At 64.1% G+C, this 26711-nt stretch carries 20 protein-coding genes; 6 read left to right on the forward strand and 14 right to left on the reverse strand.

Annotated features, from left to right (window positions below; genetic code table 11):
* The first annotated feature begins 2 nt into the window (after positions 1-2).
* Positions 3-377 carry a hypothetical protein gene (locus ACQ4WQ_RS12820; protein ID WP_436497555.1) on the forward strand — a complete coding sequence of 125 codons (375 nt, stop codon included), beginning with the start codon at positions 3-5 and terminating at the stop codon, positions 375-377.
* On the opposite strand, the gene ACQ4WQ_RS12825 is transcribed toward ACQ4WQ_RS12820, so the two are convergent.
* The gene (locus tag ACQ4WQ_RS12825; protein ID WP_436497557.1) at positions 378-3416 is read right to left on the reverse strand and encodes a sensor domain-containing diguanylate cyclase; all 3039 of its coding nucleotides are present in this window, start codon (positions 3414-3416) and stop codon (positions 378-380) included.
* Positions 3417-3675: 259 nt separating this feature from the next.
* On the opposite strand from ACQ4WQ_RS12825, the gene ACQ4WQ_RS12830 reads away from it, so the two are divergent.
* Positions 3676-4356, forward strand: coding sequence for a helix-turn-helix domain-containing protein (locus ACQ4WQ_RS12830; RefSeq protein ID WP_436497559.1), 681 nt, complete (start codon positions 3676-3678; stop codon positions 4354-4356).
* Between the two features lie 8 nt (positions 4357-4364).
* Here the strand turns inward: ACQ4WQ_RS12830 and ACQ4WQ_RS12835 are convergent, their stop codons facing one another.
* Both ACQ4WQ_RS12835 and queC read right to left on the reverse strand, forming a co-directional pair.
* The gene (locus tag ACQ4WQ_RS12835; RefSeq protein ID WP_436497561.1) at positions 4365-5258 is read right to left on the reverse strand and encodes a sterol desaturase family protein; all 894 of its coding nucleotides are present in this window, start codon (positions 5256-5258) and stop codon (positions 4365-4367) included.
* Positions 5259-5336: 78 nt separating this feature from the next.
* On the reverse strand, positions 5337-6059 hold the full coding sequence (queC, locus tag ACQ4WQ_RS12840; protein ID WP_436497563.1) for a 7-cyano-7-deazaguanine synthase QueC: 723 nt from the start codon (positions 6057-6059) through the stop codon (positions 5337-5339).
* A 223-nt stretch (positions 6060-6282) separates the two neighbouring features.
* On the opposite strand from queC, the gene ACQ4WQ_RS12845 reads away from it, so the two are divergent.
* The 3 genes from ACQ4WQ_RS12845 (at position 6283) to ACQ4WQ_RS12855 (ending at position 13146) form a co-directional block, all read left to right on the forward strand.
* Positions 6283-8181, forward strand: coding sequence for an autotransporter assembly complex protein TamA (locus ACQ4WQ_RS12845; RefSeq protein WP_436497565.1), 1899 nt, complete (start codon positions 6283-6285; stop codon positions 8179-8181).
* Complete coding sequence (locus tag ACQ4WQ_RS12850; protein WP_436497567.1) at positions 8181-12605, forward strand: translocation/assembly module TamB domain-containing protein; 4425 nt, start codon at positions 8181-8183, stop codon at positions 12603-12605. The genes ACQ4WQ_RS12845 and ACQ4WQ_RS12850 overlap by 1 nt, the downstream gene beginning before the upstream one ends.
* A gap of 274 nt (positions 12606-12879) precedes the next feature.
* Positions 12880-13146, forward strand: coding sequence for a DUF6289 family protein (locus tag ACQ4WQ_RS12855; protein WP_326458412.1), 267 nt, complete (start codon positions 12880-12882; stop codon positions 13144-13146).
* A 305-nt stretch (positions 13147-13451) separates the two neighbouring features.
* Here ACQ4WQ_RS12855 and ACQ4WQ_RS12860 read toward each other — a convergent pair whose 3' ends face one another.
* The 3 genes from ACQ4WQ_RS12860 to ACQ4WQ_RS12870 are packed head-to-tail and all read right to left on the reverse strand — an operon-like array spanning position 13452 to position 16420.
* On the reverse strand, positions 13452-13691 hold the full coding sequence (locus ACQ4WQ_RS12860) for a hypothetical protein (protein ID WP_034753464.1): 240 nt from the start codon (positions 13689-13691) through the stop codon (positions 13452-13454).
* Between the two features lie 24 nt (positions 13692-13715).
* Positions 13716-13868, reverse strand: a complete 153-nt coding sequence (locus ACQ4WQ_RS12865) for a hypothetical protein (RefSeq protein ID WP_436497569.1) — start codon at positions 13866-13868, stop codon at positions 13716-13718.
* A gap of 56 nt (positions 13869-13924) precedes the next feature.
* Positions 13925-16420 (reverse strand): alpha/beta hydrolase family protein, encoded by a 2496-nt coding sequence (locus ACQ4WQ_RS12870; protein WP_436497571.1) that lies wholly within the window; start codon positions 16418-16420, stop codon positions 13925-13927.
* A gap of 189 nt (positions 16421-16609) precedes the next feature.
* On the opposite strand from ACQ4WQ_RS12870, the gene ACQ4WQ_RS12875 reads away from it, so the two are divergent.
* Positions 16610-17128: a CcdC protein domain-containing protein gene (locus ACQ4WQ_RS12875; RefSeq protein WP_326458828.1), complete on the forward strand. Its 519-nt coding sequence runs from the start codon at positions 16610-16612 to the stop codon at positions 17126-17128.
* A gap of 1 nt (position 17129) precedes the next feature.
* Here the strand turns inward: ACQ4WQ_RS12875 and ACQ4WQ_RS12880 are convergent, their stop codons facing one another.
* The 8 genes from ACQ4WQ_RS12880 to ACQ4WQ_RS12915 all read right to left on the reverse strand — a co-directional run bounded on the left by ACQ4WQ_RS12880 (position 17130) and on the right by ACQ4WQ_RS12915 (position 26635).
* Positions 17130-17939 carry a hypothetical protein gene (locus ACQ4WQ_RS12880; RefSeq protein WP_436497573.1) on the reverse strand — a complete coding sequence of 270 codons (810 nt, stop codon included), beginning with the start codon at positions 17937-17939 and terminating at the stop codon, positions 17130-17132.
* Between the two features lie 65 nt (positions 17940-18004).
* Positions 18005-18583, reverse strand: a complete 579-nt coding sequence (locus tag ACQ4WQ_RS12885) for a nucleotidyltransferase family protein (protein ID WP_436497575.1) — start codon at positions 18581-18583, stop codon at positions 18005-18007.
* Complete coding sequence (locus ACQ4WQ_RS12890) at positions 18580-19584, reverse strand: DUF4424 family protein (RefSeq protein WP_436497577.1); 1005 nt, start codon at positions 19582-19584, stop codon at positions 18580-18582. The genes ACQ4WQ_RS12885 and ACQ4WQ_RS12890 overlap by 4 nt, the downstream gene beginning before the upstream one ends.
* A 5-nt stretch (positions 19585-19589) precedes the next feature.
* Complete coding sequence (locus ACQ4WQ_RS12895; RefSeq protein ID WP_436497579.1) at positions 19590-22421, reverse strand: ATP-binding protein; 2832 nt, start codon at positions 22419-22421, stop codon at positions 19590-19592.
* Between the two features lie 8 nt (positions 22422-22429).
* Positions 22430-23164, reverse strand: coding sequence for a hypothetical protein (locus ACQ4WQ_RS12900; RefSeq protein WP_436497581.1), 735 nt, complete (start codon positions 23162-23164; stop codon positions 22430-22432).
* Positions 23157-24527, reverse strand: a complete 1371-nt coding sequence (locus tag ACQ4WQ_RS12905; RefSeq protein ID WP_436497583.1) for a hypothetical protein — start codon at positions 24525-24527, stop codon at positions 23157-23159. Before ACQ4WQ_RS12905 ends, ACQ4WQ_RS12900 begins: the two co-directional genes overlap by 8 nt.
* 224 nt (positions 24528-24751) lie before the next feature.
* Positions 24752-25516, reverse strand: a complete 765-nt coding sequence (locus ACQ4WQ_RS12910; protein WP_436497585.1) for a DUF3108 domain-containing protein — start codon at positions 25514-25516, stop codon at positions 24752-24754.
* Entirely contained in the window at positions 25517-26635 is a 1119-nt protein-coding gene (locus tag ACQ4WQ_RS12915; protein ID WP_436497587.1) for a DUF3108 domain-containing protein, read from the reverse strand.
* Positions 26636-26711 lie beyond the last annotated feature (76 nt).

Consider the following 26711-nt stretch of genomic DNA (forward strand, 5'->3'; position numbering starts at 1 on the left):
CCATGAAAAAATTGCTCACCTTCGTCCTCATCGTCATGCTCGCCTGCCTGTTCCTCGACAAGATAGCCGGCAGCGACATGCACATGCAGTTCAACGGCAGTGACGTCGACGGTCCGCTGGAGTGGCTGTTCGGTCTGGTGTTTGCCGGCGGCGGCTTGCTGATCGCCGCCATTGCGCTGGTGTGCGCCGCCGTCGTCACGGGCGTGGTGCTGGCCGGCGTGGGCGTGGTGCTGATCGCCGTGGTGGCCCTGTGCGTGGCGCTGGCACTGGCGCTGAGCACGCCCGTGCTGCTGCCGCTCTTGATACCCGTCGCCATCGTCTGGCTGATCGTCAGCCGCAACCGCAAGCAGGCGCAGACACGTCAGCACAGCCTGTAATCACTGCGCCATAAACTTGCTGAGCACGCCGTCGCCGCCGCCGTCATTCTGTTCGATGCGGTTGCGCCCGCCCCGCTTGGCCCGGTACAGCGCTTCGTCGGCGCGCGCCAGCACGGCGTCGCAATCGGCATCGGTGCCGACCATGGCGGCCATGCCGATGCTCACCGTGATGGTGATCACAATGCCGCCATCGGTGGTCAGCGAACTTTCCGCCACGCGCCGGCGCAGCCGTTCGGCAAACACGGCCGCCGCAGGCAGGTCCGTGCCCGGCAGCAAGATGGCGAATTCCTCGCCGCCCACGCGGCCCGGTACGTCGACCTTGCGCAGCGCCTGGCACATCAGCGCGCCCAGGTGGCGCAGCACGGCATCGCCCACGGCGTGGCCATACTCGTCGTTGACGCGCTTGAAGTGATCGATGTCGAGCATCAGCACGCTGGCGCAGCTGGCCAGTTCGCGCTGCAAGCGGGCATGCTCGTTTTCCAGCGACGCCATGAAGTGGCGCCGGTTCGGCAAGCCGGTCAGGAAATCCGTGGTGGCCAGCTGCAGCAGTTCCGCGTTCATGCGCTTGCGCTCGGTGATATCAAGCGAAGACACCATGACAAAGTCCAGGCTGTCCGCATGGCCGGGCATCACCAGCAGGCTCAATTCATTTTGCCGCGCCGCGCCATCGAGACGCACGAAGCTGCTTTCGCACTCGTACAGGTGGGCGCCGCCAGCCAGCGCCAGCAGCGCATCGCCGAAACGGGACAAGGCGCTGTCATCGAAATTCTGTGCCAGGCTCAGCGCGCCACGGCGCTGGTCATCCTCGTTGGCGCGCACCTGCGCCAGCGCAGCGCCGTTCGCATCGATGATGCGCACCAGTCCCGCCAGCCGTTGCAGCGCGTCCGGATTGGCCTGGAAGTGGGCACCGAGATCGCGCACGCCCGCTTCCTCGAGAGCATCGAGCGCGGCGCGCACGGCCGACCAGTCCTGTTCCCACAAGGCCACGGGCGCATGGTCGTACAGGCTGCGGAAACGCGCTTCGCCGGCGCGCAGGGCCAGCGCCACCTGCGCCTGTTCGATGGCCATGCCGGCCAGGTGCGCCGCCTCGCTCAGGCGTGCCAGATGCGCGGCGCCCGGCAAGGTCGGCTGGCGGTGATACGCCATCAGCACCCCCAGCAGCTTGCCAGAGCCGCCACGCACGGGCTCGGCCCAGCATGATTGCAGCTGGGCCCGGCACGCCAGTTCCATCGCTTCCTGCGCCTCGGCATGCAGGTCGCCCACGATCACGCGCTGGCCGTCGCGCACGGCCTGCGCGGCGATGCCATGCACGCCCTGCAGGGTGTCGAGGTCGTGGCCATGGCTGGACAGGTTGAAGAACGCGGGCAAGCTCGGCGCCGCGCCCAGCACCAGGCGGTGGCGGCTTTCATCGAGCAGCAAGATGCTGCACAGCATGGCGGGATGGTCCGCTTGCACGCTGAGCACCACGCTTTCCAGCACCCGCTCCAGCGGCGCGCCCGTGGCCAGCATTTCCAGCACTTGCCGCCGCGTATGCTCGCGCCGTTCCATCTGGCTGCGCTCGCTGATATCGCGGAAGGTCCACAAGCGCGCCTGCTCATTGCCCAGTTGCATGCTGCGCACATATTGTTCGACCACCCGTCCATCGCGCAGGTGCAGCACGTCGCGCCGCTCGCGGTGGCCGTGCGGCGCGTGGACGCGCGCACCGAGGAAAGGCGCCGCCTGCTCCAGCTGGCTTTCCACATGGCGCACCAGCGCCGCGCCATCGGCTTGCCAGTCGAGCGCGTCGGGCACTTGCCACAGGTCGCGGAAGCGCCGGTTCGAGGTGAAGATGCGGCCATTGATGTTGTCGACCAGAATGCCGTCGATGGTCGAATCGAGGATGCTGCGCAGCATGGCCTGGCTGCGCTGCGCCGCCTCGGCCATCGCCAGCACGCTCGCCTGCCCCTGCTCCAGCTGGCCGGTCAACTCGCTCGAGCGCGCCAGCGCCGCCTGGGCACGGGCGCGGCCCGCCGCCAGCAGCCAGGCCGCCAGCGCCAGCACGATGCTGGCCAGCAAACCGCTCCAGGCCACCAGGCGGGGCCGCGCCAGCTGCTCGCCATCGAAACCCTGCATGGCGCGCACGCGCAAGGTCCAGGGGCGGCCGGCGATGGCGATCGCCTGCCGCGACACGAGGCTGTCCGAGGCGGCAGACGACAAGGCGCCCGGCAAGCTGTCGTACATCAGCGCCGCCTCGGTCAGTTGCGCGCCGTCATAGATTTCCAGGTCCAGCTGACGCGCCGCCTCGCCGCCCACGCCCGCCATCAGGTCGCCCATGCGGAACGGCGCAAACACCCAGGCGCGCAAGGCGGCGCGCCGCTGCTCCACGCTGGCATGCGGCAAGCCATTGTCATACACGGGCAGCACGATCAGGAAGCCATGCGCCTGGGCGCTGCCGCCATCCTGCACCAGGTGGATCTTGCCCGTCATGGCGGCCTGGCCCGTGTCGCGCGCCTGCTCGAGCGCGGCGCGGCGCACGGGTTCGGACCAGATGTCATAGCCGAAGGCCAGCAGGTTGCTCTCGCTTAAAGGTTCCAGATAAGTGATGGGCGCGTGCCAGGCCCGCTGGCCCTGCGGGCGCACGGCATAGCCGGGATAGCCCTCCGCGCGCACGCTGGCCTCGTGCCGCGCCAGGGCGGCGCCGGGCACCAGCGGCAGGTAGCCGATGCCGTGGATGCCGGGAAAATGGCGGTCGACCTGCTGCACCGCCAGATAGGTATGGAATTCGCGGCGCGTGACTTCCTGCGAACTGGCATACAGTCCCTGCACTCCATGCAACACCTGGATGTAGGTCTGCATGCGGCCGGCGATGTTGTTCACCAGTTCGCGCACGCGGAAATCGAAATCGGCCTGCACCTGCTGTTCGCTGGCGTCGTGGGCATTGCGCCAGGCGCCATACGTCAGTCCCAGGCACAGCGCCAGCACCAGCGCGGCCAAGGCGCGCGGCCCCACCCAGTGCGATACTGGCCGGGCAAACCACGACGAAGACGCGCGTGTAGGCATGGCAGACTGGCAGGCAGGACGACATCAAACCGCGACACGGCCAGCAACAGGGCTGGCAGCGGGCTGCACGATTACCATCGGTAGTCGATGAGAATGATAGTACGTTACAGCGGTCGCCCTTGCAATGCCGAATCTTGTATTAAAAAGACCACATATTTCATCGATGCAATGATGTGTACTCCAGGAACATTCGATGCCATGAAAACCATCGCCGCCGGCTGCTATGATCGCCCCGTCATCCATCATCAGGGAGCCGCGTTTGCAGCACGATAGCTGGCAGGGAACACTATGGCTGGCGCCGGACTTTGCCATCTTGCATGGCGCAGCGGGCGCCACGGACAGGCACGCCCATTATGCGCACCAGCTGATGCTGAGCACGGGCGCGCCTTTCACGGCCGAGCTCGACGGCATCGTCCACACGGCGCGGCACTTGCTGGTCGAGAGCTTGCGCCCGCACGCCATCGTGGCCGCGCCGGCGCCCATGCTGACCATCTATGCGGAGCCGCAGCGCCTGGGCGGTGCGGCCTTGCTGGCCGCCGCCCAGGCTGGCGCCCCCACGCTGGACCATGTCGCCGCCGCATTGCAGGCGCAGCCGCGCGAGCCCTTGCCCGATCCCCGCTTGCGGCGCGCGCTGGACCAGGTCGATGCGCTATTGTCGGGCAAGGTCAGCGCGGCGGCCGTGGCCGGGGCCGCGCATTTGTCGCTGAGCCAGCTGGAACGCCTGTTCAGCGCCCAGCTGGGCTTGCCCGTGCGCCGGCTGGTGCTGTGGCGCCGCTTGCGCCTGGCCATCCGTTTCATCTTGCTCGGCAGCACCCTGACGGACGGGGCCCACGGCGCCGGCTTTGCCGATGCCGCGCATTTTTCGCGCACCATGCGCAGCCTGTTCGGCGTGCGCGCCGACCGCAGCTTGCGCCAGCTCGACGTCAAACTGCTCGATTGACCTGCCGGCTACGACCCGTTGCGCAAGCCGGCCGGCAGCTCGGGCGCGCGCACGCCCTCTTCCGCGCGGAACGGTTCGAGCAATTGCGGCAGATAGACCACGGGATAATCGGGACGGCTGCCGATGCCCAGGTCCTCGCCCCGCATGCGGTAATCCGGTGCGTCGAAGGCCGTGCCCAGCAGGCGGTCCCAGCACGTAAAGAACAGGCCGAAATTCACGTCGCCGGCCGTGCCGTACTTCATGTGGTGAAAACGGTGCAGCGGCGCCCAGGCAAATACGTGGCGCAGCGGCCCCATGCGCATGTCGACGTTCGCGTGCTGCAGCAACAGCTGGATGGCCACGGCAAACGCCAGCACGGCCATGACAGGCTCCGGTATGCCCAGCAGCAACAGAGGCAGCATGCCGCCCGCCGCTTCCAGCAGCAGGTGCAAGGGGTGTTTCATCCAGCCATTGAAACCATACAGGCGCTGCACGCTGTGGTGCACGGCATGCAGTTTCCACAGAAAATAAGAACGGTGGCTCAGGTAATGCACGAGCGTGATGCCGCAGTCGGCGATGAAGATGGCCAGCAGCAGCTGCGCCCAGAACGGCAGCTGGACTGGCCAGAATGCGCCCAGCGCCAGATGCCCCGCCAGCAAGGGAAAAGCAGCCAGGCCCAGCAGATACAGCGCCTCGTTGACGAGCGCATGCAGGCTGTCGCGCCAGCCGTCGCCGTGCGCATGGTTCCACGCGCCGTCATACGGCAGATAGCGTTCGGCAAGAAAGGAAGTGAGCAGCGCCAGCAGCAGCAAGGGCGGCAAGACCCAGAACGAATAGTGGCACACCGCAATCAGGTAACTGGCGGCGCCGATGAAGCCGGCCCAGAACGCGGGGCCGTACAGCGCGGCAAAGAGGGATGTCATGGCAAGGGACTCCTGTGGCAAAAACCACAGCTTGGCCTTGTCCCCCTCCCCGCCGCTTGAAGAAACGGCGCAACCTGCTTATTTGGCCTGCTTTGCAGCCTTTCTCGCCGCGTATTGCTGGTAGCCATTCGCGCGCAGGGCGCAGGCGGGGCAGGTGCCGCAGCCATAGCCCCAGTCGTGCAATTGCCCCCGCTCGCCCAGGTAGCAGGTGTGCGTGCCGCTGCGGATCAGGTCGACCAGGGGCTGGCCGCCCAGGTCTTCCGCCAGGTCCCAGCTTTGCGCCTTGTCCAGCCACATCAGCGGCGTTTCCAGCTTCAGGCGCGTATTCATGCCCAGGTTCAGGGCCACTTGCAGCGCCTTCATCGTGTCGTCGCGGCAATCCGGGTAGCCGGAAAAATCCGTCTCGCACATGCCGCCCACCAGCACCGTCAAGCCGCGGCGGTAGGCCACGGTGGCGGCCACCGTCATGAACAGCAAGTTGCGTCCAGGCACGAAGGTGTTCGGCAAGCCGTTTTCCTGCATGACGATCTCGACGTTCTGCGTCATGGCCGTATCGGAAATGGCGGAAATCAATGACAGGTCGATCATGTGGTCCTGGCCCAGGCGGCTGTCCCACTCGGGCGACTGCCGGCGCATCTGTTCCAGCACGCCAGGACGCACGGTCAGCTCGATCGCATGGCGCTGTCCATAGTCAAAGCCGATGGTTTCCACGCGGCTATAGTGCTTGAGAGCCCAGGCCAGGCAGGTGGTGGAATCTTGTCCACCGCTAAAGAGCACCAGTGCGGAGTCCGTTGCTAGCATAATTTCTTTCTTTTCAGTTTGATTCTGTTCCAATTGTGCGCGGGGAAACAGGATTCCCAGTGCAAAAAATACTTATTCGTCCGCCATCAGTTTACCTATTCCGGTAACATGCAGTCAGCATTTACTCATCTGGAGCACCATGTTTTCTGCACGACCCATACGGCATACGGCTGCCGGCAAGGCGATACGACCACGAATTTTGGCACAAGTAGTGACAAAAGCAATGGGTCAACTGACACTGGCGGCCGCCGGCAGTGTCATCTCGCTGTTTCCCATCGCCCATGCCGGCGCCCAGGAGGCCACGCAAGATGCTGCTCCAGAGAGCGCCAGCGCCACGGAAACGGCGCCCGCCCCGCTGCAGTACGAGGTCAAGGTCAACGCGCCCGGCGACCTCGATGAGCTGCTGGAAAAAAACCTGGACCTGGAACGCTTCCGCGGCAACCCGCGCATGGACCGCGAGCAATTGCAGCGCCTCGTGCGCGATACGCCCGAGCAAGCCAAAAACCTCATCGCCACGGCCGGCTACTACACGCCCGTCGTCACGGTGCGCGTCGACACGACGGGCACCAAACCCCTCGTCATCGTCGACGTCGATCCGGGCCAGCCGGTGACCATCGACAAGGTCGAACTGGAGTTGCGCGGCTTCGATCCCACGCCGCCGCTGGCCGCTTCCGAACCCTACGATACGGAAGCCCTGAAACGCAGCTGGGCCCTGAAGACAGGCAGCGTGTTTCGCCAGGCGGAATGGGAGTCCGCCAAGCGCGCCCTGCTGCGCGAAGTGGTGCAGACGCGCTACCCGCGCGCCCAGCTGATCGATACGCAAGCCGTGGTCGATCCGGAAACGCACAAGGTCTCCTTGCTGGTGGTACTCGACAGCGGCCCCGAGCTGCGCTTCGGCGAGCTGCGCATCGAAGGCTTGAAGCGCTACGATGCCAGCATCATCCGCAACCTCGACAAGATACGCCCGGGCGACTATTACAGCGAATCGGCGCTGCAATCATTCCAGGCGCGCTTGCAGGACACGGGCTACTTTGCCAGCGTGGAAGTCAGTGCCGACATGAGCAGCATCCTCAACGAGCAGATCGAGGCAGGCCAGGAAAGCCAGCAAGCCGATGCCGCCGGTGCCGCGCCAGAAGCCAAGCCCGCCAACCGCGGCCCCGCGCCGCTGTTGCCGCTGGTCGTGCGCGTGACGGAAAACAAGCAGCAGAACGTCAGCGCCGGTCTCGGTTTCAGTACGAATACGGGGAATCGCGCCCAGCTCAACTATGACAACCTGAACGTATGGGGCACGCGCTTCAAGAGCGCGATCACCATGGAAACGAAGAAACAGGCGGCGCACGCCAATTTTTACTTTCCGACGACCGAGCGCGGCTACAACGACAGCGCCGGCGCCTCGTTCGAGCGCAGCGACATTTCCAATGAAATCACGGCCGTCACCACCATCTCGGCCAAGCGCAACTGGGGCGGCACCAACCTCGAGCGCAGCCTGACGTTCGAGTTCCTCAGCGAAGACAAGACCGTCGTGGGCCTGGAACAGACGCGCAGCAAGAGCTTGCCGCTGACCTATGCCATCACCAAGCGCAGCCTCGACAGCCTGCTGTTCCCCACCAAGGGCTATGTGATCAATGCCCAGGTAGGCGGCGCCCTGCTGCCCCTGCTGACGGACGAGCGCTTCGTGCGCGTGGCCGGCAAGGCCGTGTATTACCGGCCGCTCGGCGAAAAGGGCGAGCTGATCGTGCGCGGCGAAATGGGCGCGCTGGGCTCGAAGGAAAAACGCGGCGTGCCGGCCGTCTACCTGTTCCGCGCGGGCGGCGACCAGTCGGTGCGCGGCTACGGCTACCAGGAACTGGGCGTGAAGGAAGGCGACGCCACCATCGGCGGGCGCTACATGCTCACCGGCAGTGCCGAATACCAGTACTGGTTCAAGCCGAAGTGGGCCATTGCCGCCTTCTATGACGCCGGCAATGCGGCCGACACGGTCAAAGCGGCCATGACGCCGAAATCGGGCTATGGCCTGGGCGGGCGCTACAAGAGTCCCGTCGGCCCCATCAATGTCGACGTGGCGTATGGCCACGCCGTCCACAAATACCGTTTGCACTTTTCTCTGGGATTCACGTTCTGATGTCCGATATTTCTACCGAGTCCCACGACGCCGCGCCGCCACCGCCGGCGAAAAAACCGCGCCGCTGGGTGCGCTATGTGCTGATCGCCGTCGCCAGCCTGGCCGTGCTGCTGGGCGGCGCCTTCTGGTTCCTGGGCCGCGAATCGACCTTGCAAATGCTGGTGCAAAAAGTGGCCAGCGCCAGCGGCGGCGAGATCGCAGTGTCGGGCGTGTCCGGCTCGCTGTACAACCGCATGCACCTGGGCCACGTCAGCTACCGCAGCAAGACGCAGCACATCATGGCCGACAACATCGACATCAACTGGTCGCCATTCCAGTTCTTCTCGGAAGGCATCGCCATCAGCGAACTGCACGTGGCCAGCCTGTCCGTGGAAAGCACGGCGCCGTCCGACGAACCGTCGACCATGCCCGCCAGCCTGGCCTCGCCGTTCAAGATCGGCATTGCCGACGCGCGCCTGGACAAGGTGACCCTCGTCAGCGCGGGCGGCAATACGGTGTTTGAAAAAATCCATTTCAGCTTGTCGGGCGACAAGTCGCAATGGCAGCTGGAAGACGCCTCGGCCCTGACGCCGTTCGGCCAGGCCACGGCCAGAGCGACGATCGCCGCCACGCAGCCGTTCAAACTGTCAGGCAAAGCGGGCTTGACGCAGCTCAATGCCGCCGCCGGCGAAAAACCGGCCGCCCTGGCGCTGCAACTGGGCGGCGACCTGAATGTGCTGAATGTCACGGCCAAGGGCAGCGCGGGCGCGGCCACGGCCGATGCCCAGCTGGCGCTGGCACCGTTCGACCCCGTCATCATCCTGCGCTCGGCCAGCATCAAAGGCCGCAACATCAATCCGGGCAAGTTCGACGCCACCTTGCCGCAGGCGGACCTGAGCCTGGAACTCGATGCCGCCATCGACACCCGGCCGGCCAAGCAAACGGTGTCGGGCAAGCTGGCCATCCTCAACCACGCCACGCCGGGCCCCATCGACCAGCAAAAGCTGCCGCTGCGCCAGTTCGAGGCGCGCCTGGGCGGTACCCTGACGGCCACCACGCTGGAGTCGGCCATCATCGATTTCGGCAACGCGGGCAAATTCACGGGCGGCGGCAAACTCAACCGCGACGCCGTCGATGGCCCCATCGGCAATGCGCAACTGACCTTGCACACGGACAAGATCGACTTGCAGCACATTTACAGCAGCATCAACAGCACGAAGATCGTCGGCGATATCGTGCTCGACAGCGACGGCAAGACGCAAACCCTGCGCGCCAAACTCGGCGAAGCCAAGCTGCGCCTGGACGTGGAAGCCACGCTGGCCGATTCGCTCGTGCAACTGCGCAAGGCCACCTTGCAGGCAGGCAAAAGCAGCGTCAACGCGACGGGGCAGATCAGCCTCAAGGACGAGCAACCGTTCAAGGCCGTGGCCAGCACCAGCCGCCTCAATCCCGCCGACTTCGGCGCCTTCCCCGTGGCCGACCTGAACCTGGACGTGCGCGCCCATGGCCACGTGGCCCCGCAATGGCTGGCGAATGCGGACTTTACCGTACGCCCCAGCAAGCTGCTCGACCAGCCCCTGTCCGGCAAGGGCAAGCTGACGGCCGATGCGGCCCATTTCAGCGGCATCGACGTGCAATTGGCGCTGGGCAAGAACAACGTGACGGCCAAGGGCAACTTTGGCGGCGCCGGCGAAAAACTCAACTGGAACGTCGATGCACGGCAGCTTTCCGCCCTGCAGGGCGACTTGCTGGGCACGGTGTTGGCCAGCGGCGTGGTGCAGGGCACGCTGCAGCAGCCGCGCACGAGCTTTGTGGCTGACGCGAAAGGGCTGGGCCTCACCAGCGGCAAGCGCCCCGCGCCCGACAGCACCATCCACGCCAGCGGCGAAGTGGGCTTGACGGGAGCGAAGCAGCAGGCGGAATTGAAAATGACGGGTTCCTTGCAAAAGATCAACCCGGCCGCGTTTGGCGCATCCCTGCCCAACGGCAACGTCAATGCGGATTTCAACGGCAGCGGCCGCTTGACCAGCGACTGGCAAGTGGCCCTCAACCTGGCGCTGCGCGAATCGACCCTGCAAAACGCCCCGCTGGCCGGCTACGCCAAGCTGTCGGCCAATGCGAAACGCATCGACAACGTGGATACGGAATTGCGCCTGGGGCCGAACAGCCTGCTGGCCAAGGGCGCGCTGGGCGGCGCCACCGACCAGCTGACGTGGAAGCTCGATGCGCCGCAACTGTCGACCCTGGGTCCCAAGTTTGCCGGCGTGCTGCATGCGGCCGGTTCCGTCTCGGGCAAGATGGACGCGCCCGCCGCGCAACTGACCCTCGATGGCAAGGATCTGACCTTCTTTGGCGACCAGCAATTGAAAGCCGTGAAAGGCAGCGCCAGCGTGGGTTCCGGCCAGGGCGCGCTCGACCCCATGGTCAGCAGCCTGGAGATCACGGGCTACAGCACGCCCACCTTCAAGCTGGCCAGCGCCCGCCTGGGCACGACGGGCACGCGCGGCAGCCATACGGTCAGTTTGACGGCGCGCAATGACGATTTCGATGCCACCGTGCAAATCCGCGGCAGCCAGAGCGGTGCCGCCTGGACGGGCACCATCGACAGCCTGCAAAACAAGGGCCGCTACGCGCTCGTGCTGCAAGCGCCCGTGCCCGTGAAAGTGGCGGGACCGGCCGGCAGCGGCGTGGCGGGCCTGGGCCAGCCGGAACAGATCAGCGTGGGCAACACCGTCATCAAATTGCCGGCAGGCAGCATCACCATGCAAAACCTCGTCAAGAACGGTCCCCGCTGGACCAGTTCCGGCCAGGCGGCCGGCGTGGCCCTGACCTATCTGGCGCAGGTCATTCCCTCGCTGCAAGCCAATGCGCGCAGCGACCTGACCCTGGGCGCGCAATGGTCGCTCGACATGCAGGTGCCGACGGCCAAGCAAAAAGACCCGTCACTGGCCGGCATGCTGCACATCTACCGCGAAAAAGGCGACGTGACGGTGGGCGTGGAACAGCCGCTGGCGCTGGGCTTGCGCACCTTCGATGCGCGCGTGGATGTCGCCAACCAGCAACTGCGCCTGGCCGTGAAACTCGATGGCGCACGCGCGGGCCAGAGCGATATCAATGCCACCGTGCAAATGCTGAGCGGGCGCATCAGCAACGACAGCGCCCTCTCCCTGACGGGCACCACGAATATCGATTCGCTGGCCTGGCTGGCGCCGCTGACGGGCCAGCCGGGCCTGGAACTGGGCGGCGCCTTGAAGGTGGCCCTGTCCGGCAGCGGCACCATCGGCACGCCCCAATTGAATGGCGACATCAACGGCAGCAAGCTGCTGGTGAACTGGGCCGACCAGGGCTTGAAATTGCGCAATGGCGTGCTGCAAGCCAAGCTGGCCGGCGATCAGCTGCAATTGCAGCGTTTGAGCTTTGACGGCGGCGACGGCAAGGTGCAGGCCGATGGCTGGGTGCGCTTTGCGAATGGCGAAGCGAGCCTGGAACTGAAGCTGATGGCCGACCGCCTGCAGGCGCTGTCGCGTCCCGACCGCACCCTGGTCCTGTCAGGCAACAGTACCCTGGTGCGCAACGACAAGCGCTTCAGCTTCGAGGGCAAGTTCAAGGCCAACCGCGCGCTGATCGAACTGGCGCCGCAGGATACGCCCACGCAAAGCAGCGACGTGGTGGTGTTGGGCAAGGAAGTCAAGGGCAGCAAGGAAGCGCCTTCGCTGCCCCTGAATATCGACCTCGAGTTTGACCTGGGCAACGCTTTCCACCTGCGCGGCATGGGGCTCGATGCGGATCTGGCGGGCAATGTGCGCGCCCGCGTCATCAACCGCGCCGCGCCGCGCGTGACGGGCAGCATCAAGGTCACGAACGGCCAGTACGCCGCGTATGGACAGAAGCTGTCGATCGAACGGGGCCTGATCGCCTTCACGGGCGCCTACGACAACCCGTCGCTGAACATCCTTGCCGTGCGCAAGCGTCCCGAAGGCGAAGCCTTGTCGGAAACGAACGTGGAAGCGGGCGTGGAAGTGCGCGGCACGGCGCAGGCGCCGACGGCCAAGCTGGTGTCCACGCCGAGCGTGTCGGACAGCGACAAGCTGGCCTGGCTGATCCTCGGCCACGGCGCGGAAACGGCGGCCGGCGATGAAATGGCGCTCTTGACGACGGCCGCAGGCGCCCTCTTCGGCGGCTCCGGCGGCGGCTTGCAGGGCAAGCTGGCCAATTCGCTGGGTCTCGACGAAGTCGGCCTATCGCAGGCGCAAGGGCTGGAAAGCACGGTCGTCACCGTCGGCAAGCGCCTGTCGTCGCGCGCCTACCTGACGTTCGAGCAAGGCACGAGCACGGCGACGAGCCTGGTCAAGCTGCGCTACAAGCTGAACCGCCGCATCACTTTGCAGTTCCAGACCGGCACGAACAATGCGCTGGACGTGTTATATACCTGGGCGTTTGATTGATCGTTGTAACGCTCGACAATACAGTCAGCTAATAGAAAATGCCGCTCGGTGCAAATTGAGCGGCATTTTTTTCGTCCAAGGCAAATAAAGAACTTTACTGAAGATAAGGGCAGGACCATCAATTGGCATGCATACGCAGAAACAAACAATAGTGAAATTAATGGAACCAAGAATATCCGAGAAAAATATCAAAAAAATAAATTACTAAGATACAATCAATTCGCAGTAAATTTATGGGGAAATATTTTTTTGAATTTTATAATCAAGGAAAATAATGCAAACCAAAAAGAAATTTGCTTTTGCCGCAACGCTGGCAGCATTGCTGGTCGTCGCCACGGCCTACGCCCGGCCGATGTATTCCATTAGCTATACCTACTATTCCGATCCATCGTACTCGGATTACGTAGGCGGCGCGGAATTCACCTGCTCCGGCAAGATGATTTATTGGGGTGAACAAACCCCCTATCGCACGGAGGACATGAAAATGCCATGTTCATCTACCGGTCCGGAACTGCCGGGAACTGGCCATGGCTATCCATAAAATCCTGACACTGCAATAATAAAATATGATGAGACGCGGGACAGCACATATTTTTCAATCATGGATATTACATTTTTAAAAATATGGCGACTGAACGATAGAAAGTAGCATGTTGTCCCGCAAAATAAAGCCTGCAACACTGGCATAATATTGCCAAGACTGTCGAGAATACATTCCATTGCCGTGATGGCCGCTGGATTTCCGCGCCTGTATCGCCAGCAATGATCGGGCTGGTGCATGCCGCTCAGTACAGATGGATCGACATGACTGCCCGCCGCACTCTTGCTGTACAAGATTCCAGGAATTTACTCGGCCACGTCGAGCCCCCGCTCGATCATGCCTTCGACGTAGGCGCGCAGATATTGTTCCAGCGCGGGGCCGGACAGCACATTGGCCGTCAGCGCGCCGTGCGGCGAGCCTTTCAGCACGCCGTCGTGGTACACGCGCGCAATCCAGGCCACGTCCGCGCCCTGGGTGTAATCGAGTTCATAGTCGAACGATTCTCCGCTGACTTTGCGTGTGTAGACTTCCTTGACAATTGCCATCTAAAACAGCCTTTCTTGACGAGATTAACTGGGATGCGGGTGCGGCACGGGATCATCCTGCGGCACCGGATGCACGGGCCCCGGATGGTGCCCGGGCGCTTCCTGCGGCTCCGGCGCCGGCATGGGTTCATCGACGGGCGCCGGGTCGGGCGCGCGGTGGGCATTGATGACGGGCATGGCTGGCCTCCCTGCAGACAAAAGAAGACCATACCACGAGATGCGCGCCGCTGCCCTTATTTGCCTGCCGGCTGGACGTCGGCGGCCGGCGGCGCCGCGTTCTTCACATATTTCTCCAGCCAGTTGTTGCTTTCATACAGCATCTGCATGATCGATTCGCGCGCGCGGTAGCCGTGGCTTTCATTCGGCAACATCACCAGGCGCGCCGTGCCGCCCAGTCCCTTGACGGCCTGGAACATGCGCTCGCTCTGGATGGGGAAAGTGCCCGAGTTGTTGTCCTGCTCGCCATGGATCATCAGCAGCGCATCCTTGATCTTGTCCGCATAATTGAACGGCGACATGGTCTGGTAGACGGCCGGCGCCTGCCAGAACGGGCGCTCTTCGGCCTGGAAGCCGAACGGCGTCAGCGTGCGGTTGTAGGCGCCGCTGCGGGCGATGCCGGCGCGGAACAGCCGCGTGTGCGCCAGCAGGTTGCCCGTCATGAAGGCGCCATACGAGTGGCCGCCGATGGCGATGCGGTTGCGGTCGGACACGCCACGGCGCACCACCTCGTCGACGGCCGCCTCGGCATCGGCCACCAGCTGCGGCAGATAGGTGTCGTTCGGCTCCTGTTCGCCGTTGCCGACGATGGGGAACGATGGATTGTCGAGCACGGCGTAGCCCATGGACAGGAAGGCGGCAGGGCCCCAGTAGCTGACGGCATTGAATTTGTAGGGCGAGCCCTTGGTCTGGCTGGCGGCGCTGGCCGTCTTGAATTCCTGCGGATACGCCCACATCAGGGTCGGCAGCGGACCGTCGCGCTTGACGTCATAGTTCGGCGGCAGCATCAATGTCGCCGTCAGGTCCACGCCGTCGGCGCGCTTGTAGCGGATCAGCTCTTTCTGCACGTCCTTCAGCTGCGGCAGCGGATGGGGGAAATGCGTGAGGGCCGTCAACTGCGCCGCGCCCTGCTGTTTCAGGTTGCGCACATAATAATTCGGCTGCTCGGTCGGCGATTCGCGCGTCGACAGCAAACGGCTGCCATCCTCGTCCAGCACGGCCACCACGTTTTCATAGTAGGGCGCGGCGCTCTGGAACAGACGCTCCTTCTGCTTCGTCGCCAGGTTCAGGCGGTCGATGAACGGCCGGTCGCCATCCTTCGATGCGCCCTGGCCGTCGAGCAGAATGGAACCATCAGCGGCGATGAGCAAACGCGGCAAGCCGGCCGCGTCCGCGCGCATGACGGGCTGGCCCGGATCGTTGTAGCGGTCTTCGAAGGAACCGGCATACACGAGGTCGGCCGGGGCGGCGGGTTGATCTGGCGCAATGCGCCACTGCTTGACGGCGCGCGTCTTGTACCACGCTTCGCTGAGCAGGGCCAGGTCGCCGCGGCCCCAGGCCACGCCCGCGTAGCGCGAACCGAGCTTGGCCAGCACGGCCGGTTTGTTGGTAAACGGCGCCGCCTGCATGTAGACGATGTCGCGGATCTCGGCCGTCTTGGCCGGGTCGCCGCCGTCCTGCGCTTCGGCCCACACCAAAGTAGCGGGCGCATCGACGCGCCAGCTGACGGAACGCACGCCGGCGGACACGGCATCATTACCCGGCGGCAAGCCTTCCTCCAGCGGCAGGGCCGCCACCGCGTGTTCCACCTTGCCATTGAGGTCGCGCACGTCGATCTTGTGGCCGAAATCGTGCGCCGGCACGATGTAGGAGTATGGACGCACGATGCTGGTCGTCAGCAGGTGCTTGCCATCGGGCGAAGCCGACACGCGCGAGAACTGGCCCGGCTGGCCGACCAGGCGCTGCTTGCCCGCCACGTCCAGCAAGGCCAGCTGCACGGTGATGTAGTGTTCGAACAGCTGCGCATCCTGTTCGTTTTTCAGCAAGTCGGGATAGGTGCGCAATTGCTTGACGCCGCCGCCCGGCACGCTGTCCTGGATGGACGGGCCCGTCGGGATGCCGCTCTGCACGGGCGCCGCGCCCAGCTTGGCCGGCTTCAGCTGCACCAGCAAGGTCTTGCTGTCTGGCATCCAGGAAAAGCCGCGGCCGTAGACGGTCGACAAGGGTTGATTGCCCAGCTTGCGCGCCGCTTTCGTCTGCACGTCGAGCAGCCACAGCTCCACGCCCGACTCCTTCACGCCTTTGGCGGGATCGGCAAAGGCGATGTGCGTAAATGCCAGGTAGCGCTGGTCGGGCGACCAGGCCAGGTCGGCGATGCGGGGCACCGCCGGCAGGCCGCTGACCTTGATTTCCTTCTGCGTATCGATGTCGAGCAAGCCCAGTCCCGTGTGGAAACTGAAGCGGCTGGCCGAATACGTGCGCGGATTGATGCGCAAGCCCGCCAGCTTCAGTTCCGGCTGCGCCACTTCGCTAATGCTGGGCAAGGATGGCGTGGGCAGCACGGCGGCGAGGTTGCGTTTCGGGCTCAGGCTCAGGGTCGGCGCGCGCGGCGCATCGACGATGGCTTGCAGGGGCGCGGGCGGGGCTTGATAAGCGCCATCTTGCGCCATGGCCAGGGAAGACGAGGCCATCAGGCCGACAGCGAGGGGAAGCAAAGGCAGACGAGTAGACATGGAACTCCAGTGTATGAAGGTGGTGACAAGCAGCGAGCGCACCGCACCGCTCATGGCGGCGCTTTGTGACAGGGCATAGTGCGTTCATGCCAAGTAAATGTCAACCAGCAACTTTTGCTGTTTGACAAGCATCGCCGCCCGCCCCCATCTGGCTTACAATCGCTGTTTTACCCGCACCCGATTGCCTACATGGAAACCACTACCCTCGCCCTGCTGTTCCTGGTCCCGCTGCTGGTCTGGCGCATTTATGCGCGCCTGAAGAAACTGGTGGCGCGCCAGAAGTCGCAGCTGTGGCGGCACTGGAGCGTGGCGATCGTCTTTCCCGCGCTGCTGCTGTTCCTGGCGACGACGACGAAATTCGAGCTGCTGCCCCTGTCGAGCCTGGGCGCGGCCGCGCTGGCCGGCGGCTGGCTCGGTGTGCTGGGCCTGAAGCTGACGCGCTTCGAGCAAGTCGGCAAGGATTTCTTTTTTACCCAGCACCGCTACCTGGGCCTGGCCATCACGATGCTGTTCATCGCCCGCCTGCTGTACCGCGGCATGGAAATCTACCTGAACACGCGTCTGGACGTACCCGTGCCGCCGCCGCCGTTCGGCCAGAGCCCGCTGACCATGGCCGCCTACGGCCTCGTCATCGGCTACTATGCCGTGTATGCGTGGGGCCTGGTGCGCTGGCGCCAGCGCAACAAGCCCTTGCAAGCTTCAGAATAAATCAATAGTACTGGCACAGGCCAGTACACGTCGTCACGGTCAGTGCCGCGCGTATCGTCGCCAGCGCCGGCGCCAGGGCGGGATCGATATCCTTGTCCGCATCGGCCAGGCTGGCCAGCAAACGCTCGCGCAAGGGCGGCGCCATCAGATTGGCATTCGCCGTGGCGTGCTGCGCCGCCGCTTCCAGCATGACCTTCTTTTGTGCCACGCTCCAGAACGGCACCTGCACGAACTGCACCACGCTCGTGTAAACAATGGCCGTGTTCTTGCTGAACGCCCGTGCGCGCAGACGCTCGGGCCCGCTCACCGCATCGGCCGGCTGGGCGCTGAATTCCTGCTCCATCAGTCCGATCAAATGGCCATGGCAATGCATGCTGAAAGCAAACAAGCTGCTCATTTCATCGCCATAATTGGCCAGGTTCTGCGTCACTTGTTCCTTGCGCGCCTGCTGCAGCTCGGCGCCGGACAGCGGCAACGGCCATGCGAGGCCAAACGCATAGTATGTTTTGCCCAGCCGCATGGCCTTTTCGCACACGGCGACGCTTTCATTCACGTCCTGCAGCGCCGCGACGGGCGCCTGGAACAGGCGCGGACCGTCGGCGATCTGCGCAAACAGCTGCGCCACGCCAGGGTCGCCCAGGCGCGGCAAGCCGCTGTGCGGCGTCGCCTTGGCCATCAGCGCTTCCAGCTGGCCGCTGGCTTGCTGGAAATCGCTGTAGCTATCGGCCCAGGCGGCGGGCGCCGCGAGGGCGGAGGAAAGACAAAGCAGGCGGCCGATGCGGCGCAGCGGCGGGGAAATCGACAGGGACATGGGATCAGGAAAGCACTATTGGATAACTGGCAATTATAGGCAATCTATATCCATACTGCATCCAATCAGGCGATGATGGTCACACGCGGCCAGCGCGCCGCATAGTCCTTGCTGGCCAGGCGCCGCGCATAGCCTTCTTCGCTGATGCGCGCCGGGTTGCGCCGCACCACCATATTGAACAATTCATCGAGGCCATGCGGCGCGACGATGCCGATCTCGCCGTCACGCTGCAGAAAGATGCCGACGGCCGTGGCGAACTCGGGCCAGGAAGCGATGGCGTCCTCCAGCGACAGCAAGGGCGGCACGGCGTAGCCGAACTCGTCTTCAAACCACAGGTGCACCCGGGCCTGGTTGCACACCTCCCACGGCACGCCGGGCAGCACCGTTTCCAGGCGCTGGCGCAGCCGCACCTCGCTTTCCGCAAGCACATCGTGCGCATCGAAATACGCCACATCGACGTCGCTCAATGCCGATGGTTGCGCGTAGCCGTGCAAGGCATCCCACACGAGGTTGCGCACGGCGCCGGCGCCGATGCAGCAATAGGGCAAGCCCAGCTGCGCTACGGCATGCAGCGCCTGCATGCACCACGGCGTGGCGCGGGCGATGGCGCGCAGGCGCGCGGCCAGCGCTTCCTGCGCACTCACGGCCGGATCTGCGGTGCCACGCCGTCGTTGCTCACCGTGCCTTCGACATTGCCGAAGTACACATCCAGGTCCTGCTTAGGATGGAAGTTGCGCAGCTTGACTTGCAAGGTGGTGGGATTGATCTTGGTGAATGTGCCGGGGAAGCACAGGCTGACCAGCTCGTCCGGCTTGCCCTTGATCAAGTTCAAGGTGAAGTCTTCAATGCCATTCTTCCAGGTGTTGCCCGTCGTCAAAATGTACGACACCCACACGGCATTGACAAAGCCGCTTTCGCCCTGCTGGGCCGCCAGCCGGTTCCACGTCTTGTAGAAGGCCTTGTCGCCGCAGTATTTCTTTTCAAAGGTATTGCCATCGCCCAAGTAGGAAGCACCGGGGCCGGCTGCGACGAATGGCGCATATTGATGGCGCACGCGCACGACTTTGCCGGCGGGGAATTTCTGCTGCCAAAGATAGATGACTTTCACGGTCCAGGCCGGCACCCACTCCTCGTCGTACAGCTGGGCCAGCAAGCCCTCCTTGATCATGATCTTGCTCTGCGCAGCCGTCAGCGGCGCCACCTTCTTGTCGAACGGCGTGTGCGACGGGAAATACGCAATCTGCGCGTCGGACAAGCCCAGCTGGCGCAGCCGGGCCGTCACGTCGGCGCTGCCGAGCTTGGCGACAAAGGTGGTTTTATAGTCCTTGCGCTTGCCATCCACGTCGACGGTAAACTGCTGGGGCTGGCCATAATACGTGGGCGAGCCATGGTAGCCGGACGAGTATTCGGGCAGCGGAAAGAAGATCGTCTCTTCCACATCCTTGGCCGATTCATTGAGGAATTCGTACTCGACCTTGATCAAGTCCGTGCTCACGCTGAGCACTTCCTTTTTCATGGCCACGGCATCCGTCTTGCCGAACAGGATGCCGCCCGCGCTGACGGAACCGATGCCGTCGTTGGCCATCGCTGGCGCCGAACACGCCAGCGCCAGGGCCGCGGCCGCGGCCAGAACTAGCTTGCGCACGGCCATCACGCCACCTTGCCCGGTGCGGGTTCGACCCGGCGCTGCAGCACGAAAATCGGTTGCGCCCATTGGGTATCCTTCTTTTTCTTACTGGTGATCAAGGTCAGCTCCGAGGGATCGTAGACATCCGTGTTGTGCGTCAACGGCGTCGTCATCAGGTATTGCGCTTCCGTATTTTTCAGGAATTCGCCGACCAGTTGAATATTGCGGATATCCAAATGGGCAAACGGTTCGTCGATGAAGACGAAGCCGCCGGAACCGTCTTCCGATTTCAGCAAGCCGATCAAGAGCACCAGCGACTTCATGACCTGCTGGCCGCCCGACGCTTCGCCATCGTTCATGCCGATCACGCCCTTGCCGTCGAACTTGAAGCGCACGTGCAAGCCCGCCTGCGACAGTTGCACGTCGTCGTTTTCCAGGCGCACGGGGTCGGCATGCACTTCGATGCCGGCCAGCTCGCCCAGTTCCTTGATGTTCTTGCTGTAGGTCTTGATGGTGTAGCGCAAGCGTTCCATGTAGGCGCCGCGGGCATTGCCCGTCGCTTCGATGGCGCGGTTGTTCTGGTAGCGGCGCTCGTCCGTTTCCGACTGGCGGCCGTGCAGCTGGTCCGACAGGCGGTGGTGCTGGTCGATGACGGTGGCATCGAGTTCCCAGTCGTCGCGCGCCAGGCTGTTTTGCAGGCTGGCCACGCGCAAGTCGACCTGGTGCGCATTCTGGTGTTCGGCCACGAGCGCCGCGCGGCGGGCGGGACGGCGCCAGCTTTTCGGCAGGTGGCGCCACGCATGGCGCAGGGCCAGCAAGGCGCGCGCATGTTCGGCGCGCTGTTCAATCTGTTTCTTGTAACCGAGACGCGCTCCCGCTTCCGCTTCGGACAGGGCCAGGCGCGCGTTTTGCCACACGGTATCGGCGCGCGTGCGCGCCACAGTGGCGTTTTTCGTCAGGTTTTGCAGTTCGCCCAGGCGGCCGCCCACTTCCAGGCGCTCTTCCTTCAAGGGCTTGGAATTGCGCAGCGCTTCGGCGAATTCTTCCTGGCGCGCACTGAGCTCCTTGGCCGCATCGACGCCAGCGATGCGCGCTTTCAGGGCGCCCACTTCGGCCGCCAGCTTGGAGATGGCCAGGGTCAAGGTGTCTTCCTGGCCTTCCAGGCCAGGCAAGGAGCGCAGCAGCGCTTCCAGGCGGCCGCTGCGGCCAGCCTGGCCGAAACGGTAGCGCGACGCTTCGACGAACAGCGAGCGGCCGCCGCGGCGTTCGCGGTGATACGCCTCGGGCGTGATCCACTCTTCGTGGTTGCCCAGCTTGAAGCCTGCTTCGACGGAATCGACGCGGGCAATGCGCGACAGCTGCTCGATCAGCCAGCTGGGCACGGGCGCGGAAAATTTCACCACGGCCAGCAAACTCTCGTCCTTCGCCACCGGCGCCGTGACCAGATCGGGCACGATGAAGTGGCGGTAGCGCTCCTTCTCGGCCAAACGGTAGGCGGCCGCCGCATCCTTGGCCTTGTCGAGCAGCACCACCGAAGCGTAACCGCCCAGCACGCCTTCGACGGCGCCCTGCCAGCGGCTGTCGGTCACTTCGACGATGTCCGACAGCATGGCGTGCGAAATCCCCGCGTCGCGCAGCGCGCGGCGCATGCCGCGTACATTGTCCGGCTCCGGCATGGCCGTCTTGCCTTGCAGTGCGGCAATCGTTGCCTGCTCAGCCGCGATGCGCGCCGACAGGGCGTCGCGCTGCTGGCGCTGCTGCAGCAATTGCGCTTCCTTCTGTTCCAGCTGGGCCGCCACTTCGGCGATGTCGCTGCCCGAGTCGGCCGCCAGCTTGTGCAAACGGTCCTTCTGTTCCAGCAGGCTGTCCAGCGGTTTCAGTTTGGCATTGATCAGTGACAAACGGCTCTGCAAGCCGATCGATTCCTGCTCCAGCAGGGTTTCATTCATCTGCGCGTCGGACAGGGCCTTGGCCTGCGCGGCCAGCGCATTGCGTTTGTCCGTCAGCTGCTGGTCCGCCTGCGCCATCGGTTTGCGCGCATCGCGCAATTGCCGGCTGGCGATGGCCGCCTTTTCGCGCGCCTCGTGGTACTGCAGGCTGGGCAGCACTTCTTCCAGCAGGTTGCGGCGTTCCTTATGTAAACCTTCCCACTGGTGGTAATTGGCCACGCGCAGGCGCAAGCCTTCCAGGTTGGTCTTCGACGCTTCCAGCTCTGTTTCGAAGCGTTTCAGCTCCACTTCCGTATCGCGCTGGTGGCGCTTGGCTTCGTCGTAGGCATCGAGCACTTCCTTGTCGCCGAAGACCTGGAACACCAGGTCGAGCAGCTGGCGCGGCGCGTATTCGCACAACTTGTCCGTCTCGCCCTGCTCCAGCGCCAGCACTTTCGACATGGCCGGCGACAGGCCCGCATTGGCCAGGCGCTTGCGGTAGTTTTCCACACCGAGCCAGTCGTTGGCGTCCGTGATGTCCTCGATCTGCACATTGCCCGGACGCATCAGATACTGGCGCTTCCAGTCGCCGCCATTCTTCTGGATCTGGCAAAACAGGGTCACTTCATCATCGCTGAAGAAGCCCGAGCTGCGGAACGGGCGGTTCGACAGCTGCTTGCCCACGTTCTTGTTGTCGACCACGGCGCGCAGCCAGGCCGTCTGCTGGCCCGAGTGGCGCGCATAGTGTTTATACGTGCGGCCCATCGAGCAATCGAGGCCGAACAGGGTGCGCAAGGCATCGAGCAAGGTGGTCTTGCCCGAGCCGTTCTGGCCCGCGATGGTGATGATCTTCGCGTCGAGCGGAATATTCTTGATGCGCTGCCAGTAATCCCAGTGCACCAGTTCAAGTGATTTGATATGAAACATGGGCGCTTTCAGTGAGGAAGGTCGGACACGGGCTCGTCGCCCGCGTCAGGCAGGTCGCCGATGTCGGCGGACAGGTCGACGGACAAGTCAGCGTCCAGGTCGACGGCTACCAGACGCGCCGGCGCGCGCTTGAACACGTCGGCCAGGGCGCCATTGATGATGCGTTCCTTGAGCACGTCGGTATCCATCATCAGGTCCAGCAGCGGGCCTTCCAGGATGACATCGCCGCGCCGCTCGATGAAGCCCAGCTTGGCCAGGGTACCCAGATTCATGTCCATGCGCGTCTTCTTGCCCAGCTTGTCGCCGAAGTCGGACAGCAGCGCCTTGTAGGAAATGCCGATCGACGCGTCTTCCGCGCGCGGCAGGGGCTTTTCCGTGCCAAACATATCATTTTGATCGTCGTCCGCATGCTGGTGCGTTTCCTGGCGTTCACGCTTGGGCAGGATGATCTGCGCCCACAGCACCACCAGCAAGGCCACGCCATCGCGCGCCAGGCCGAAATTATTGTTTTGCCACACGTCGCGCGCGCCGAAGATCTTCGGCTCGATGGTGCGCGTCAGGGCCAGCGTCACATGGTCGGCATACACGTTGTCGAGCAGCTTCAGGCCGCAGGCCAGCAGGCGCGCATCGATCTCGGCGCGGAACAGCTCGTCGGACAGCACGCGCTTGACGAGCTTGTCGTCGCGGCGCAGGGTTTGATGCGTGAGCAGGCGCGCAATCAGGATTTGGGAATCGTCATTCATCAAAGGTGGCGCCATCTAAATCAAGTGAAACATTCAGTGAAAGCGAGGCGATCGACATGGCCGCCACGTGGGGGTCGGACAGTTGGACCATCTCGTCGGTCGGTGTAAAGGTGATCGGCAAGCGGGCCAGTTCGGCCGTCGAGCCTTGCAAGCTCGCTTCGGACACGTCGCCGAGCAGCGGCAGCATCGAGGCGCGGTAGGACGCCACGGCAAAGCTGGCAGGCAGCAGAGAATCCTGCACGGGTACCGATTTCGGTCCTTCTTCGCCGATGCTGGGGAAATTGCCCAGGCTGGCGAAGTTCGACAGGCGTTCGAGCAAATCGTCGAGTTCAAGCTGCATGGCGGGACTGTCGCTGATGGTGGTGGGCGCATCCTCTCCGCTGGGCAGGCCCGTGTTGATGACGCCGGCTGCCCGTTCGGACAGCAGTTCCGTTTCGGCCACGTCGATCATTTCGGCCGGCGTGGAGAACAGGGGGACGACGGGCTGGTCGATGGCGCCTTCGGCCAGGCTGGCCAGGTCATCGTGCAGCAAAAGCCAGCGCTTGATGTCGGTGGTCGACAGGCCCGACTGGCCCAGGTGCACCCGCTGGCGCTCGATCTGGTTCAGGGCGCGCGAAAACATGCCTTGCATGTTCAACAATTTACTTTGCGCGCGGCCGATCGCCTGCGCCGCCTTGTGCGTGGCGCTGTCCGCGTTTTCATCGGAGGTGATGGCCACGAGGATTTCGGAACCCTTTTCCACCCAGTCGCAAGCCATGTTCCACTTCGCCTGCGCCGTGCGCAGCCGGAATTCGGAACCGGAAGCGATCGCGTCGGAAAATTCTTCCGTCAAGTCGACCAGCCGGCCCAGCAGATGTTGCAATTGTTCCACCGATACGCCGCCCACGGCTTGCGCACCCGCCACCTGCGACAGCAGAAAGCCCATTTCCGCTTCGTCTTCCGTCTGGCCCAGGCCCAGCAGGCTGTCGATGGCGGACAGCACATTGCGCGCCATGGGCGTGACGCGGTACACGCCCTGCTGCGCATCCCAGGCCAGCAGCTGGTTCGAGCGCAGGCGCAGCAAGACCGTTTCCAGGCTTTCCGGCAACAGATAGGCCAGTTTCGTGTTGATATCGGCGCGCGTATAGGCGGACGTGGCGGCATCGGACGCCAGCTCGCGCAACACCAGCAGACGCACCAGCACGCCATCGAAACCGCCGTGGAACAGGGCCGTAAACACTTGCAGCAAGGGTTGCGCCCGCTTCAAGTGAAATACTTGCTCGATTTCATCGGCCGAAATATTGGGCTGGAAATGCGCCTGCAAGGAATCGTGATGCTCCTGCTCTGTCTGATTTGCATCCGTAGCCACGGCTGCACTTGCCATTATATCAATCATTCTTTTCCGGATGAGTGTTCAGCGGGCGGCGCAGCGGGCTAACGCAGCGCTGCGGGGCGGGGGCGTCAGTATATCAGTTCTGACATGCAATTTAGCGCGTGGGAGGGGGCGGTGCGGACACGGCGCAACACGACCGGCGCACGGTAGCGGGCCAGGATGATGAAATGGGGGGCCGAACATGGCATGCCTGGCCCCGGACCATTAGTGAACACTTACTTCTTGACGATCTTCTGCAAGGTTTGCTCGACGTAATCGCCACCGTCCGCATCGGCGAATGTCACCTTGACGGGATACCATTCCAGCGACGGCGCCAGCCACAGGTCCACTTGCTGGCCCTTCTTGTCCGGCGGCGGCGCCTTGACCAGGTGGATGGCGGCGACCTCGCCCATGCCCGTGGCGACCGTCTCTTCCTTGACCACCTTGAAAGTCCACGGCTCGGCATCGTGCGCGCCGGCCACGAAGAAGGCCCATTCCGAGCCGGGGACGAATTTCTCGGGCGCGGCGCGCGCCACGCTGGCCAGTTGCCAGACGGCGCTGTTGCGGTCCTGTTCGCCGCCTTTCAGCGGATAGGTGTCATCGCCTTCGCCAAAGACGATGGTCTTGCTGTCGCGCTTGAAGGTGGTCGTCACGGCATCCTTGCGGAAGCGCTTTTCCACGAATTGAAAAGGCGCCAGGCCGTAATCGTCGACCGTGCCTTCGCTGCGCTGCTCCAGGATCTTGCCGAACAGGGCAGCCTTGGTTTCGGCCAGCAGCGAATACTTGCCGTCGCCCACGCGCCAGTTGCTGACCGATTCGCCGGACAGCCCGATGCCGCGCTGCCTGGCCTTGATCGAATAGACGAGGTCGGCCGATGGCACCAGCTTGTACGGGCGCTTGACGGCCGGATGCTCGAGGGGAGCGTCGGCCATGGCGGGAGTGAAGGTGGCGGCCAGCAGGCTGGCGAGCAAAAGGCGTTTCAACGTGGTCAAAGTAGTCATTTATTTTCCTGTAGCGTCATTGACGCGGATATTGGTCACGGTTTGCGTAGTCAGCGCCCCGTTCGCTTCGGTATTGCGTATTTGTACCGGATACCACTGCATGGACGGCGCCAGCCAGATATCGAGCTGCGACGAATACGTGCCCGGCTTCGGCGGCCGGCGCAAATGCCAGGTCACCAGGCGGCCCATCTTGGTCTCGAGTTCTTCCTCGCCCACCAGCTGGAAGCGGAACACGGTCGCTTCCTTTTCCTCGCCGACGAGGATGTCGATATTGCCGGCCAGCTGGTTGACGTCGGCGCGGCCGATGGCGGCCAGCTGGAACGGCACGGTCGCCTTGTCCTGCGCCCCCTCTTGCCATGGCACCGTTGCCGTCGTGGCCGAAAACGTGATGGCCTTGGCGTCGCGGTTGAAATGCGTGGCCGTTTGCGCGCGGCCCTTGCGTTTCTCCGTGGCCGTGACGGGCACGATGCCGCTGCCGTCGATCAGCCCCTCGCTGGTCAGCACCAGCAGGTTGATGCGCGTGATCAGCATGCTCAAGCCCACTTCCAGCTTCAGCTGATACGTGTCGCCCCGGTTGTCCCACGCCATGGCGGCCACGCCCTGCCACTTGGTGCCGTCCGCATCGCGCCGGTCCACGTGCAGGTCGAACTGGGCCGAGGCAGGCGCATTCGTCTTGTAGCGCCGTGCCTGCTCGACGGCCGGTGGCGGCGGTGCGGGAGCCGGCGCGGGAGCTTCCGCCACGGCCGGGGCCGGGGCCGTGATGGCTGGCGCGCTGGCCGCCGGTGCCGCAGGCGTCACCGGGCCTTCCGGCGCGTCGCTAGCGGGCGCCGTCAACTGGGCCGACTCGCTCGACGGCAGCTCCGTCGGTGGCGGTGGCGGCGGCAAGCGGGGCTCGGGCAAGGGCCGCAGCCTGGGCGGCGGAGGCGGCGTCACCGGCACGGGCCTGGGCGGCTCGGCGATCAATGCCATGCTGACCACCTGCGCATGATCCTGCCCCAGCGGCACCATGCTGGCACGCGAGGTGAGCCACTCCAGCGCCACGTAATGCAGTGCGCCGATGACCGCGACAAAAATGACGGTACGGCGGCGCGGTGGCGAAAAGAAGGAGTCAGGCATCATAGGCCGTAGTGTACCGCTTTCACGCCGCTTCCCGCTTCTTGCCCGTGCTCAACTCCTGCTGTTTTATGTAAGAAAA

The sequence above is a fragment of the Janthinobacterium goodfellowi genome (assembly GCF_051380695.1).
GTDB lineage: Bacteria > Pseudomonadota > Gammaproteobacteria > Burkholderiales > Burkholderiaceae_D > Janthinobacterium.

Excerpts from the sequence above, each read along its gene's own strand:
- ACQ4WQ_RS12820 (WP_436497555.1), top strand. The coding sequence starts at position 3 with ATGAAAAAATTGCTCACCTTCGTCCTCATCGTCATGCTCGCCTGCCTG.
- ACQ4WQ_RS12825 (WP_436497557.1), bottom strand. The coding sequence starts at position 3,416 with ATGCCTACACGCGCGTCTTCGTCGTGGTTTGCCCGGCCAGTATCGCAC.
- ACQ4WQ_RS12835 (WP_436497561.1), bottom strand. The coding sequence starts at position 5,258 with ATGACATCCCTCTTTGCCGCGCTGTACGGCCCCGCGTTCTGGGCCGGC.
- queC (WP_436497563.1), bottom strand. The coding sequence starts at position 6,059 with ATGCTAGCAACGGACTCCGCACTGGTGCTCTTTAGCGGTGGACAAGAT.
- ACQ4WQ_RS12845 (WP_436497565.1), top strand. The coding sequence starts at position 6,283 with ATGGGTCAACTGACACTGGCGGCCGCCGGCAGTGTCATCTCGCTGTTT.
- ACQ4WQ_RS12850 (WP_436497567.1), top strand. The coding sequence starts at position 8,181 with ATGTCCGATATTTCTACCGAGTCCCACGACGCCGCGCCGCCACCGCCG.
- ACQ4WQ_RS12855 (WP_326458412.1), top strand. The coding sequence starts at position 12,880 with ATGCAAACCAAAAAGAAATTTGCTTTTGCCGCAACGCTGGCAGCATTG.
- ACQ4WQ_RS12860 (WP_034753464.1), bottom strand. The coding sequence starts at position 13,691 with ATGGCAATTGTCAAGGAAGTCTACACACGCAAAGTCAGCGGAGAATCG.
- ACQ4WQ_RS12865 (WP_436497569.1), bottom strand. The coding sequence starts at position 13,868 with ATGCCCGTCATCAATGCCCACCGCGCGCCCGACCCGGCGCCCGTCGAT.
- ACQ4WQ_RS12870 (WP_436497571.1), bottom strand. The coding sequence starts at position 16,420 with ATGTCTACTCGTCTGCCTTTGCTTCCCCTCGCTGTCGGCCTGATGGCC.
- ACQ4WQ_RS12875 (WP_326458828.1), top strand. The coding sequence starts at position 16,610 with ATGGAAACCACTACCCTCGCCCTGCTGTTCCTGGTCCCGCTGCTGGTC.
- ACQ4WQ_RS12880 (WP_436497573.1), bottom strand. The coding sequence starts at position 17,939 with ATGTCCCTGTCGATTTCCCCGCCGCTGCGCCGCATCGGCCGCCTGCTT.
- ACQ4WQ_RS12895 (WP_436497579.1), bottom strand. The coding sequence starts at position 22,421 with ATGTTTCATATCAAATCACTTGAACTGGTGCACTGGGATTACTGGCAG.
- ACQ4WQ_RS12900 (WP_436497581.1), bottom strand. The coding sequence starts at position 23,164 with ATGAATGACGATTCCCAAATCCTGATTGCGCGCCTGCTCACGCATCAA.
- ACQ4WQ_RS12905 (WP_436497583.1), bottom strand. The coding sequence starts at position 24,527 with ATGGCAAGTGCAGCCGTGGCTACGGATGCAAATCAGACAGAGCAGGAG.
- ACQ4WQ_RS12910 (WP_436497585.1), bottom strand. The coding sequence starts at position 25,516 with ATGACTACTTTGACCACGTTGAAACGCCTTTTGCTCGCCAGCCTGCTG.
- ACQ4WQ_RS12915 (WP_436497587.1), bottom strand. The coding sequence starts at position 26,635 with ATGATGCCTGACTCCTTCTTTTCGCCACCGCGCCGCCGTACCGTCATT.